Below are 12,921 nucleotides of genomic sequence, written 5' to 3' on the forward strand. Positions count from 1 at the left end.
AGTTTGAGGCCAGTATAGGAGCCAGATTATAGTCTTAGCGGCGCTTTAAACTGTTCGTGCAACGCTTTCTATATTTCTACATATCATGGTGGTTTTTCAGATTGTAGCGAGACCTAGGTCTTCTAGTTTTTTATAGGGTATTGCTATAAATTTATAGTATTTTCAACACCCATTTTAGAATAATAATATGAAGACATTTATCGCAAAATTCTATCTTTTGACAATTACATTGCTTGTAGTGTCAATTGCCCAAGTCTATTCTCAACGACCTAATATCGTTATTATTTATGCCGATGACATGGGGTACGGCGACTTGCAATGTCAGAACGATGCTTCTAAAATACCTACCCCTAATCTGAATCAATTGGCTTCCGAAGGTATGCGGTTTACAGATGCCCACAGTTCTTCGGGTATTTGCTCGCCCAGCAGATATGCATTGTTGACAGGTACCTATCACTGGCGTAGACAGCACGGTATCGTAAACTCTTTTGGCGAACCTTTTTTTGATGAATCGGATATTACGCTTCCTCAAGTCTTAAAAAACAACGGTTATAAAACCGCTAGCATTGGAAAGTGGCATTTGGGCTGGAATTGGAAATTCAAGAACGAACCCACCGGCGAAGTATTTCAATGGAATAAAAAGCGAAAATTTTACCGGCCCGAAGATATAGATTGGAGCCAGCCCATCTCTGGTGGACCGTTAGACAGAGGTTTCGATTATTATTTCGGGGATGGTACTATTAATTTCCCTCCCTACGCATGGATGGAAAATGATAGGTTTATTGAGTTGCCAACTGCGGTTATGGATGTACATAAAGTAGGTTTTGACATCAATGAAGGCGAATGGGAATTCCGGCCCGGACCGAAGGTCGAAGGTTGGAATCCATATAAGGTACTTCCAACACTTACCGAAAAAACAGTAGAGTATATTAAACAGCAGGAAACAAACAAGCCTTTCTTTCTCTATTTCGCATTGCCCGCGCCTCATGCACCCATAATTCCAAATGAAGAATTTATAGGTAAATCGGAAGCAGGTCCTTACGGTGATTTTGTTTATCAGACTGATTGGGTAGTTGGTCAGGTCATGAAAGCACTAAAGGAAAAAGGTCTTGAAGAAAACACCATTGTCATATTTACGGCCGATAACGGGCCAGAGAAGTATGCGTTTGAACGCGGCGAGAAATATGGCCATTTTAGCATGGGTGATTTTAGAGGTTTGAAACGAGACGTTTGGGAAGGCGGTCATCATGTTCCTTTTATTATTAAATGGCCTGGAAAAATCAAAGCCGGAACCGTTTCTAAAGAAGTTATTTCTCAAGTAGACATTATGGCCACACTTGCCGCAATTACAAATACAGAATTACCTAAAAAAGCAGCGCCTGATAGTTATAATCTTTTACCACTTGTAAGTGGCAAGAAGTATAAGTCACCGCTACGAGAAGCAACGGTGCATAATACTTTTGACGGTGTATGGGGCCTTCGAAAAGGTCGATGGCTCTACATAAACAAACCTTCAGGGCAACATACCAATATGCCCGATTCCTTTAAAAAATTAAGGGGATATAAAGATTTTGAAACGCCTGCCCTATTATTCGATATGAATATAGATGCAGCTCAAAAAAATAGTATCTATGAGAAACATCCCGATGTTATTAAGGAAATGGAGACGACTTTGAAAAAATACCAAGAACAGGGGTATTCAGTAAAACGTTGATAAAAATAGTTTCCGCCTAGAGCGTACTCATATCTACTTTGTGTTTCAATGGGTTGTACTTCTAGACACATAAAATTTATGCTGGAATACATGATTTTATTGATGTCCACTAAATTTATGGTCTTAGACTCTGAGGCGACTTTATCCTGAATTTTTCTCGCATTTGATTTGAAACTATAAAAATGAAAAAAGTAATACTTGGTTTTATATTATTAACTGTACCCGTGGCGGTATTTGCGCAAAAAGAGAAAACGGAAAAACCCAATGTGGTTCTCATCTACGCTGATGATATGGGTCGTGGTATGTTGGGTACCTACGGTCAGAAACTGTTTACTACCCCCAATATTGACAAATTAGCCACCGAAGGCATACGTTTTGATAGGGCCTATGGCGCCATGTATTGCGCTCCGGCGAGGGCCAGCCTGCTGACCGGTATGCATGATTGCCATGGTGGCGATGCCATGACCATTGTGAAAGCTGGTATATACAAAGAACTGGACAATGGCCTGACCCTTGACGAAATTAAGTCGAAGATTCACACCGTTGCTTTGCCTGCCGAGAACGACGAAATTTTCCTCGGAGAGGTCGCCCAAAAGGCGGGGTATATTACGGCTCAGTTCGGAAAATTGGAGTGGGGTTTCGCTACAACCCCAGAACGTATGCAACGCCACGGTTGGGACCATCATTTTGGCTATTATGACCACTTGCGCTGCCATGGGTTTTATCCACCTTTTCTTTTTGAGAATGGAAAAAAAATCGATATTCCAGGGAACACGCATGTCGATTGTGCCAAGACTACGGAATATGATTCACCCGAAAATTTCAAGCAGCGTTGGAATATGGAAGGCAAAGCAGTGTATTCCGAACATATTATTATGGATAAACTATTGGCTTTTCTGGATGCCAACAATCCAAAGAAAACGGACAAGCCTTTCTTTCTATATTTTCCTTCACAACTTCCGCATGGCCCCACAATGGTTCCAGAAGTCCACCCTGAATTAAAGAACAATCCGAAATTAACACAATGGGAAAAAGAGTATGCTTCCATGGTGAAAATGTTAGATGATGATGTAGGTCGAATTTATGCGAAATTGGAAGAAATGGGAATATTGGATAATACTATTATCGTATTTACTTCTGATAATGGACATGAGATTTACTATCCCGAAAAAGGGCGTACTTCGAAAAACAATGTGAATGTAAAAGGCGAGGAGTTCGATAATATTGTTACACGTTTCAACAGTGTTGTAGCGGGAGATGTTTTTGATGGCAACAATGGTATGTCGGGTAAAAAACGAGACAACTGGGAGGGTGGCGTTCGCGTTCCCTTGTTCTGGTACTGGAAAGATAAGATCAAGTCTGAAAAGGTCTCTGATCAAATGGTCAGCAATTACGATTTTTTAAACACGTTGGCAGAAATTGTTGGCACACCACAAATTAAAGAAAAAGATGGGGTTTCTTATGCCAAGACCTTATTTGGGGAAAAATCGAAATCTAGAAACTACACGGTGTACTCTTCGAAAATGGGCCCGGCACTGGTTACCCAAGAAGGCTGGAAATTGAGATATTTTCTCAAAGCCGATATTTTTCAGCTTTACTATCTTCCAGAAGATTATAAAGAAGTTCGAGATTTGGCCAAAAAACAACCCGAAAAATTACAAGAACTAAAAGCCATACTTTTTAAAGAGTGCAATGAAAACTGGCAAAATGGTCTCGGTCCCATTCAAAAAAGAGTATAAAAATAAGTCGTATGAAAATAATAAAAATGTTCCGGTTCAACCTCATCTTGCTATTTGCCATTACTTTGGTGCTAACGGCATGTTCGACAACAAAGTCTGTAGTTACAAAACCGAACCCTGCGGCCGAATCGGTTCAGAATGATAGTGAATGGTGGGGAGATAGGCACAAAACAATTTTAAGCCGACTAGACACCGACCCGGAATTGGTATTGGTCGGTAACTCCATTTTTCACACTTTGGAAAATGAGGATCGAGATGAGGTCTGGTCAAAATATCTAAACCGGTACCGAACAGTAGATATGGGCATTAGTGGTGATCGCACCGAAAATGTGATATGGCGCCTTCAAAATGGCGCATTGGAAGGTATAAGTCCTAAAGTTGCACTGGTTTTAATCGGTACGAATAATACAGATGGCAACCATTATTTAAACATTAGTACACCCGATGAATTGTCGGGTGGTATATGGAAGATTTGCGAAATTATCCAAGATAAACTTCCTCATACGGAAATTGTTTTAATGGGTATTCTTCCTTACGGATACAAGCCCAACCACCGCGACAATATCAATAAGGCAACAAATAAAATTATTGCAACTTTCCCTAAAAAGAACTCAAAAATCCACTACGTCGATATCAGTTCGGTTTACCTTGATGAAAATGAAAAAGTAAAGAAAGAATTGATGCCTGATTATTTGCATCCCAATGCAAAAGGGCACTTGCTTATGTTCGAGGCCTTGGAGGGTCATATCACAAAATTTATAGATAAATAACTGAAAATATCCATGAGAATACAATCAATCATCTGTCTCTTTATTCTTTTGGGAAGTGTCAATTTAAGGGCGCAAGAGCTTTTGAAAAACGATATGCCCGGCAAGAGTGCCCAAGAAATGGTTGTCGAACGTCAGAGACCATCGGAATGGGGCGATTTAATTTTCGGTGGTCGTTTTATGGACCGGTTTTTACCGATGCCCGATTTAGGTGGAATAACAACTCAAACATGGGGTGCCTTAGCCGTAATTCCAAGAGATGTCAAAAATGGCATAGAAGCTCCTGAATGGTCATACTGGGGTGGCAATACATTACTTGGGGCCGATGGAAAGTATCATCTTCTTGTTTGTCGATGGCCTGAAAGTGCCGAAAAGGGGCATATGGCTTATCACAACTCTGTAGTTGTACACGCGACTTCTGACACGCCCTATGGTCCGTTTAAGGTGTTGAACGAAATAGGACCTGGTCATAACCCCACTTGGTACGTGACCGAAAATGGAAAATATGTACTTTACGTTATTGGAGCTTTTTACGTCGCTGATAATTTGAATGGCCCATGGACAAAAACAAATTACACGTTCGACATTCGAGATAGAGAGAAGGAATCTAGCGGGAATTACCTCCACAATCTTACGTTCGCCAAACGGGAAGACGGCTCTTTTTTGATGGTAAATCGCAAAGGTGATATCTGGTTTAGCAAAGATGGTTTGGCCATATGGAACCGTGTTACCCAATCGAATGTATACCCTCCTGTAGAAGGTAAATACGAAGACCCCTTGGTATGGAGGGATAGTGTACAATATCACCTTATTGTGAATGATTGGTTAGGGAGAATTGCATGGTATTTACGTTCAAAAAATGGTGTGGATTGGAAAGTGGAACCGGGGGAGGCCTATATGCCCGGAATTACCCAATATAAAAACGGATTAAAAGAAGACTGGCACAAATATGAGCGTATTCGAATTTTGCAAGATGAAAAAGGTAGGGCGATTGCGGCCAATTTTGCGGTCATTGACACACTAAAATACGAAGACCTGCCCAACGACAATCACAGTTCGAAATTAGTGGTCGTGCCTCTCGTGAAAGATAAATTATTGACCTTGTTGGAAGAGCATAAAATCACCCAGAAAACAAAGGAAATAAAACTGAAAATTGCGGCTGAAGCCGATTTTAATCCATATACGGACATCAACTTGGAGTCCTTGCGGTTCGGGGCTTCGGAACAGGTAAATTTTGGGAAGGGGAGTGAACTATCTCGAACCGAAAAGTCGGGAAAAGATCTAATTCTTGTTTTCGATGGAAGAAATAATGGTCTTACGGATGACAATTTTGCAGGAAAGCTTCTGGGCAAAGACAAAAACGGGCAGTTGCTTTTTGGTTATGTACGTTTGCCCGAAGTCAAGTATGTAGAACCTATCCTTTCGGCACGCGCTCCTGTATTCGCCAAAACCGCCAACGGATACAACGTAGAGGTTAAAGTAAGTAATTTTGGACAAGTAGCTTCTAAAGATGCCAAGATACAACTGACTACTGTGGAGCACGGAAAAGAACATTTTATAGCAGCGGGTGACGTTCCGGCGCTCAACCCTTTTCAAGAAATAACAGTATCACTTTCGAGTAAAATAGCATTTCGGAAAGGAGCCTCTTATAGTATAAAAAGTACGATTACTGCCGAAGAACTTACTCCAGTAGTTTTTACCAAAACGATTACAATTCATGAGTAGCCAAAAAGGAAATAATAGAAGGAATTTTATTAAAAAAGCGGGAATGGGCGTAGCGCTCGCTGGATTATCAGGGACAACTATGGCGAAGGCCGCCAATTCTGTTCTGGGAGATTCTTCTAAATCAAATACGGTCAAGAACCAGAATAATGAAAAAGTTACCATCAAAGTAGCGAAACCCCTATTCTGTCCCTATCATAGTACTAGTAATGGCGGACCAAAAGGAGGCAATTCGCAGTATTTCCATAGTAGTGCGTTTACCCATAACCCGTTTACCATTCCGGCAAGTGGCATGAGCGGGTCACCGGTAATTATGGATGCTTTCGGAAAATTCGTTGGGTTTATGACCACTTTCGCCTATGAAAATTCTACCTTCAGTTTTGACGGAAAAGAAACATTGACCATAAACATACCAGAGGGTCAAGAGCTGTTCATTGACGAAAGCGGAATAGGGGATAAGGCCTGGAAGAAGTATAACACCCAAATGATGACGCGATTGAATTTTCAACCGTTCACCACGCATCCGCATTTTTGGGCAGATGTTGAATACTGCTCTTGGGTAGAGCAGAAAATACAGTCCAAGGTGCCAAAAGGACATTTCAATTTATTGACCCACGATTTTGTTGCCGACTATTTGGACAAAATTATAGAATATGGTTATCCGAAAGGAAAAATGACTTTGGACCATGGTTGGGGACAATTTCCTGACGGTTCTTTAAATTCCGGATATGGCTCTTGGTACCCTGACCCGAAAAAATTTCCCGATTTCAGAAAAACCATGGATATGATAAAAACGAAAGGGTTTACGCCCGGACTTTGGATTGCATTTCCTAAAATTCACGGGGCGAGTACCATTGCGAAAAGATATCCAGATTTACTTGGAGCTCAAAGGACTCAAGGCAAAACGGAATACGATAAGGGAGTTCGTTGGTTGAACCCGAAAGCCGATATTTTCGAATACGCCTCAGAAACCATCGAAAGGTTTCATAAAATGGGGGTTAAAAAATTTAAGATCGATATGTCGTATAACACCAAATCTGATATGTTGCACATTCATAAAGAATTGTACAAAGCAGCAAAAGGTATTGACGAAACCATCGAAATGGAATTTCACGTGCCCGATATTTTCTTTACGAAGTTTACCGACGTAACGCGTACCAACGACGTTTGGTTAAATGACAACTATGACTGGCCGGGGCGCGTAAAAACGCACTACGAGATTAGTTATAAATCTTCGCCGGGCAGGGCAATCAACCTTGATCATATCGGTGGAAATGCCGAAAACGATATTACTGAGCAGAAATATCTGCAACATTTAGAGATGTTTAAGTCAAAGACCGGTTATCCTTTGGTGTCACTGCTGCCACATCACATCAGTCAAAAGTGTGTTGATGAAACAGGCGATTATTTATGGGATTATGAAAGAGGAAATAAGAATATTCTATCCGATTTCTACGAGGGTTGAAATGAATTAAATAAAACATTGAAAGTATGTGCCTATTGGCCGCTTAGTACGTTTATTGTTTTCGAGAACATATACTATTAAAAAAGAATTCGAATATGAATTATTCTAAATTTAAAGGTCATTTGGTAATCACCTTATTAGGTCTGATGCTCAGTTGTAATTTTTATGCGCAGGAAAAGCGTCCCAACATTTTGTTCATTATTGCCGACGATGCCTCTAAGAATAGTTTTGGACCCTACGGTGCAACATATGTAAAGACCCCAGCTGTTGACCAATTGGCAAAAGACGGGGCAGTATTTAACAATGCCTATAATTGTAACCCAAAATGTGCTCCGGCGCGAGCTTGTATCGTAACCGGAAAATATAGCTGGCAGCTCAAAGAAGCCGCTGACCATAACGGTCGATTTCCTTCAGAGTTTAAAACCTATCCGCAATTACTGGAAAAAGCTGGTTACAATGTTGGATTTACTGGCAAGGGTTGGGGGCCTGGGGTATATGATACAGCGCATAATCCGGCAGGCCCGGAATATAGCGACATAAAACTTATTCCACCCTATAAGGGAATTAGTAACATTGATTACGCCGCTAATTTTGCTGATTTTTTGGATAAAAAAGGCGATGCGAAGCCTTTTTGCTTTTGGCTTGGAGCGAAAGAGCCCCACCGCTTTTATGAGTTGGATTCATGGAAAAAAACAGATAAAAAATTGACCGATGCCGAAGTGCCTCCTTTCTATCCGGATAACGATATCATTCGAGGCGATCTTTTAGACTATGCAAACGAGGTAGAATGGTTTGATACGCAAATAGGTAGGGCAATCAAGATTTTAGAATCCAAAGGATTATTGGAGAATACTATGGTAGTTGTAACCTCGGATCACGGAATGCCATTTCCGCGTGTAAAAGGTCAACTCTATGAAGAAGGTTTTCATGTGCCTTTGGTAGTTTATTGGAAAGGGGTAGTACAGCCAGGGCGCATCATTGATGATTTTGTGAGCTTTCCTGATCTGGCACCCACTTTTATGCAAGTTGCTGGGGTGACCCCCCATGAACAGATGACGGGTATGGGTTTTCTAAATTTACTACAGTCCCCGAAATCAGGACAATTAGATTCCAATCGAGACCATGTGCTTTTGGGTAAGGAACGTCACGATGTCGGTCGTGCTAACGAAGAGGGCACCGACTTGGCGTACCCGGTTCGGGCCATTCGAACCCATACCTTTTTGTACGCGCGTAATATTAAACCCGAACGATGGCCCGTAGGTAATCCTGAATATGGCTTTCTTAACTGCGATGGTTCCCCGACGAAAAGTTACCTTACAAATCTAAAACCCAATGATGGGGAGTATCATTTTTTTGAAATGAGTTTTGATAGACGACCGGTCGAAGAACTCTATAACATAAAGGAGGATCCCCATTGTATATACAATTTGGCCGCACGTCCTGAATATGCGGAACAAATGAAACAATTGCGCAAACAGATGGAGACCGAGTTAATTGCGCAGGGTGATCCACGTATGCTTGGCGATGGTGCTGTTTTTGATACTTACAAATACTACGGAAAGGGAATGGATTACAAAACGGGGAAACGTTTGCCTCCTCCTAATTACATAAAAAAGTAATAGGCGCGTTCACCTTATGAAGTTATTTTCTGTTACTGTTCCGTGTACCCAAACAATTTCATGGTAATATAGTGCCAGTGGCAGCTAATTTCGGTTGCAAGATGTTGCTGAAATTCATATAAGTTTGTTGGTAATCGATTCAACTTCAGTCGAGTCTCATTTTTTTTGAAGTAGAACCGGTATTTAAATCAATTGACCATTTAGATCATGACCGGGCTTTTAATATTGATTTTATGCATTGTACTGTTGATTGCCGCTATTACGGTTTTCAAGGTGCATCCTATTCCGGCACTTCTGATATCGGGCCTTATTTTAGGATTGGCTACGGGCGGTTCTGTAACTGGGGTCACTGAAAGTTTGTTAAGTGGTTTCGGGAGCACTTTAAAATGGATAGGTCTCGTCATTTTGTTCGGTACGCTTCTGGGCGAAATTCTTGCAGAAACTGGAGGTGCTGATTTGATTGCCGACAGTATTATAAAATTATTCGGCGTCAATCGATTGCCGTTGAGCATGGCCGTCATTGGTTTTCTAGTGGGAATTCCTGTTTTTATGGATGTCGCCTATTTGACGTTATTACCGACCATATTGGCCTTGTCTAGAAAATCGGGACATTCAGTTTTGGTCCTCGGATTGTCCCTTGCCATGAGCCTCACCGTGGCACATGCCTTGATTCCTCCAACCCCGGGACCCCTGGCGGTGGCCGCTTTATTGAACGTTGAGGTAGGCGCCATGATTCCTGTCAATGTTATTGTTGCTATTACGGCTATAGCTGGAGGTTTGATTTGGATCCGGTTAAATTCTAAAAGTCTCAAAATGACGGCTGTTTCCAATGCAGGTCAGCCCACTTCAGAAAAAAAGGAACTACAGGGGTATCGAAAGGTTTTACCCTTTGTCGCACTTTTATTGCCCTTATTCCTTATGTCGGTAGGTGCGTTGTTCCCAGGTGATAATCCAATTATTGATTTTATCAAAAATCCTGTTTGGGCTTTGATGATTGGCGTTGTTTTCTCATTACCCTTGTTGGGTAAAGCCAACTTTACCGCCGACCTTGATCGTTATTTTCAGACCTCCGGTGCAAAATCGGCCATCGTTATATTAATTACCGGTACCGGGGGAGCTTTCGGACAGGTAATTAAGGATACCGAAATCGTAAATTCACTCTTTTCGAATATGGATAGTAGTTTTTCGGTTATGGGAGTTATCATTCCATTTTTGCTCAGTTTTATGTTTACCACGGTAACAGGATCGGTAACGGTTTCTTTAATAACGACAGCGTCAATTGCCGCTCCACTGGTAACGAGTGGTGTACTTGATCCAGAATTAACCGCTGCGGCGATTGGAGCTGGTGCATTGGGAATTATTCATGTCAATAGCAGTTTTTTCTGGCTCTTTAAAGAAGTACATGGGGTATCGGTTCCTAAACTTTTGAAGTCATTCAGTTTGTTAACCGCAATAGTGGCATTATCCGGTGGCCTTATGGTCCTGCTATTATATCTTTTGGATTTTTAGTCTTACACATACCTTCTTGCAAAAAAAAAGGATAGAATAATGTTAACGTGGGGTAAAATCGACTAACAGCATAGACAGGGAATCTATTTTCTTTGCATTGAATGATAATGTCGATGGTTAAGATTATCGCCTAAATATCATAACAATCATTTTATATGGATACGTACTTCTTAGCGATAATTTTAATTCTATTTGCCAGCTTTTTTCAAGGCACTTTTGGACTGGGAATGAAATATATGGCACCCTTAAAATGGGAAGCTTGGTGGCTATTACATTCTTTCATTGCCATGATAGTTGTCCCAGGTATTTGGGCCTTTATTGCAATTCCTGATTTGTTAGCTGTGATTGCACAGACAGACAATGATACATTATTGTTAGCCGCCTTCTTTGGGTTTTTGTGGGGTATAGGCGGCATATTGTTCGGTGTAAGTGTTGAAAAAACGGGTATTTCAATCACCTATGGTATTGTTATGGGTTTGGCGGCATCAATGGGGTCGGTTATTCCTTTATTTCAAATTGAAGGTGCATTATCGCAACCTTCTTTTCCTACAATTATGATTGGCGTCGTACTACTTTTGGTCGGTGTGGCCATCACAGCAGTGGCGGGTGTTCAAAGAGACCGGTTAAAAGCTGAAAACGATTCAATGGATAAATCTATAAAATTGGGGGTAATCATTGCGGTGGCTTCTGGTATACTTTCCGCATTTTTAAATATCGGATTTTCAAATGCTGCTCCCGTAGCGCAAGTTGCTGTGGCCGAATATGGGGTAGGTACTCAAAATGCAAGTTTGGCGTCTTGGGTCGTAGTTCTTCCTGGCGCTTTTGCAATGAACGGAGGTTATGCCATTTTTCGGTTGATACAGAATAATTCATGGGGTTCATATAAAAATCCTAATAGTGGTAAAGCTTATAAATGGGCAATTCTAGCCGGAATATTCTGGTTTGCCGCTTTAGGTGTCTATGGTCAGGGAGCCGCTCTAATGGGCAATCTTGGCCCTGTGATAGGTTGGCCCATTTTACTGGGCTTGGCACTTATAATAAGTAATATTTGGGGGTATCGTTCCGGTGAGTGGAAAAATGCTGCTAAGCCTTTTAGAGTACTGTTGATCGGTTTGGCGGTGTTGATTATCGCCATTTGTATCCTAGGTTACGCCAATTATTAAGGTTGCAAGAAGAATGTTTCAAAACTAGAGCCAATATTAAATTCTTGGTGATAAATAGATAAAAGATTAAAATTAATCGATACTGAAATGAAGATAGCAGAAATAGTTCCCTATGTAATCAGCCATACCTTGGACACACCTTTCTACTTTTCCCAATGGGAGTATGATACAAGAAAAATATGCATTGTTAAAATAGTGTTGGAAGATGGTACTTATGGATGGGGCGAAGGCTATGGTCCTGCGAATGTGCTCAAGGCAGGTATAGATTTTTTCAAACCTTTTTTGATAGGAAAAAATGCACTCGAACACGAAACCCTTTGGCAAGAAATGTACCGTCGTTCCATAGATTATGCGCGGAGTGGTGTTCTTCAAGCAGCAATAAGTGCCATCGATGTGGCATTATGGGATATAAAAGGAAAAGTCTTTAATCAGCCGGTCTCGGTTTTACTGGGAGGTGTTAAAAACCCCATCATAGAACCGTATGCCACGGGTTTGTATTTCACAAGGGGAGAGGGACAAAAGGAAAAATTGGTAGAAGAGGCGCTTTTGTATAAATCACAAGGTTTTAAAGCCGTTAAGATGAAAGTTGGTCTAAACATTGAAAAAGATATCGCTTATGTTGCAGCGGTGCGCAAAGCTATCGGTCCTGATATGAGGCTGATGATCGATGCCAACCACGCCTATTCATATAGGGAGGCCCTTAAATTATCAAAGGAAATCGAGAAATATGATATAGGATGGTTTGAAGAGCCGGTGTCCCCCGAAGATTATGAGGGATACCGAAAACTTCGAGAGAATACTTCAATACCCATATCGGGTGGGGAATGTGAATACCTTAAATTTGGATTCAGACGTCTTTTGGAAAACGAATGTGTAGATATTGCACAACCCGATATCTGCGCTACCGGTGGGCTTACCGAAGCAAAACGGATTGCGACCTTGGCACAAACCTATGGTAAAGACATTGTGCCACATAGTTGGGGAACATGGATCGCCATTAGTGCTGCGGTGCATTTTGTGGCGAATCTCGATAAGAATCCGGGACGGATGTATAACGATTTGCCAACCATGGAACTAGATCGTACCGAAAATGCATTGCGCGATGAGGTGACCCGACATCAATTAAAAATTGAGAATGGATTATTATATGTGCCCGATGCTCCCGGCTTGGGCGTAGAAGTATCGGAGGTAGCGTTACAAAAATATTCAGAATAAGAAACAAG

At 41.3% G+C, this 12,921-nt stretch carries 9 protein-coding genes; all 9 read left to right on the plus strand.

From position 1 onward, the window contains the following. Positions 1–187 precede the first annotated feature (187 nt). The 9 genes from BLS33_RS18115 (at position 188) to BLS33_RS18155 (ending at position 12,913) form a co-directional block, all read left to right on the plus strand. Positions 188–1,714, plus strand: a complete 1,527-nt coding sequence (locus BLS33_RS18115) for a sulfatase family protein (RefSeq protein WP_089892912.1) — start codon at positions 188–190, stop codon at positions 1,712–1,714. A 182-nt stretch (positions 1,715–1,896) separates the two neighbouring features. Beyond that, complete coding sequence (locus BLS33_RS18120) at positions 1,897–3,453, plus strand: arylsulfatase (protein WP_089892915.1); 1,557 nt, start codon at positions 1,897–1,899, stop codon at positions 3,451–3,453. Positions 3,454–3,464: 11 nt separating this feature from the next. After that, entirely contained in the window at positions 3,465–4,223 is a 759-nt protein-coding gene (locus tag BLS33_RS18125; protein WP_089892918.1) for a GDSL-type esterase/lipase family protein, read from the plus strand. 12 nt (positions 4,224–4,235) lie between these two features. Beyond that, a complete protein-coding gene (locus tag BLS33_RS18130; protein ID WP_218129597.1) occupies positions 4,236–5,945 on the plus strand; it encodes a glycoside hydrolase family protein in 1,710 nt (569 codons plus the stop codon). Beyond that, positions 5,938–7,407, plus strand: coding sequence for an alpha-galactosidase (locus tag BLS33_RS18135; protein WP_089892921.1), 1,470 nt, complete (start codon positions 5,938–5,940; stop codon positions 7,405–7,407). Before BLS33_RS18130 ends, BLS33_RS18135 begins: the two co-directional genes overlap by 8 nt. A gap of 95 nt (positions 7,408–7,502) precedes the next feature. Continuing rightward, the gene (locus BLS33_RS18140; RefSeq protein ID WP_089892924.1) at positions 7,503–9,026 is read left to right on the plus strand and encodes a sulfatase family protein; all 1,524 of its coding nucleotides are present in this window, start codon (positions 7,503–7,505) and stop codon (positions 9,024–9,026) included. Between the two features lie 207 nt (positions 9,027–9,233). Further along, entirely contained in the window at positions 9,234–10,535 is a 1,302-nt protein-coding gene (locus BLS33_RS18145) for a GntP family permease (RefSeq protein ID WP_089892928.1), read from the plus strand. Between the two features lie 155 nt (positions 10,536–10,690). Continuing rightward, positions 10,691–11,698 carry an L-rhamnose/proton symporter RhaT gene (locus tag BLS33_RS18150; protein ID WP_089892931.1) on the plus strand — a complete coding sequence of 336 codons (1,008 nt, stop codon included), beginning with the start codon at positions 10,691–10,693 and terminating at the stop codon, positions 11,696–11,698. 87 nt (positions 11,699–11,785) lie between these two features. Further along, a complete protein-coding gene (locus tag BLS33_RS18155) occupies positions 11,786–12,913 on the plus strand; it encodes a mandelate racemase/muconate lactonizing enzyme family protein (protein WP_089892935.1) in 1,128 nt (375 codons plus the stop codon). The last annotated feature ends 8 nt before the right edge of the window (positions 12,914–12,921 follow it).

Origin of the sequence: Kriegella aquimaris, from assembly GCF_900103215.1 — a bacterium.
Taxonomy (GTDB): Bacteria; Bacteroidota; Bacteroidia; order Flavobacteriales; family Flavobacteriaceae; genus Kriegella; species Kriegella aquimaris.

Coding starts and splice junctions, on each gene's coding strand:
- BLS33_RS18140 (WP_089892924.1), top strand. CDS start 7,503: ATGAATTATTCTAAATTTAAAGGTCATTTGGTAATCACCTTATTAGGT.
- BLS33_RS18135 (WP_089892921.1), top strand. CDS start 5,938: ATGAGTAGCCAAAAAGGAAATAATAGAAGGAATTTTATTAAAAAAGCG.
- BLS33_RS18145 (WP_089892928.1), top strand. CDS start 9,234: ATGACCGGGCTTTTAATATTGATTTTATGCATTGTACTGTTGATTGCC.
- BLS33_RS18125 (WP_089892918.1), top strand. CDS start 3,465: ATGAAAATAATAAAAATGTTCCGGTTCAACCTCATCTTGCTATTTGCC.
- BLS33_RS18115 (WP_089892912.1), top strand. CDS start 188: ATGAAGACATTTATCGCAAAATTCTATCTTTTGACAATTACATTGCTT.
- BLS33_RS18155 (WP_089892935.1), top strand. CDS start 11,786: ATGAAGATAGCAGAAATAGTTCCCTATGTAATCAGCCATACCTTGGAC.
- BLS33_RS18130 (WP_218129597.1), top strand. CDS start 4,236: ATGAGAATACAATCAATCATCTGTCTCTTTATTCTTTTGGGAAGTGTC.
- BLS33_RS18120 (WP_089892915.1), top strand. CDS start 1,897: ATGAAAAAAGTAATACTTGGTTTTATATTATTAACTGTACCCGTGGCG.
- BLS33_RS18150 (WP_089892931.1), top strand. CDS start 10,691: ATGGATACGTACTTCTTAGCGATAATTTTAATTCTATTTGCCAGCTTT.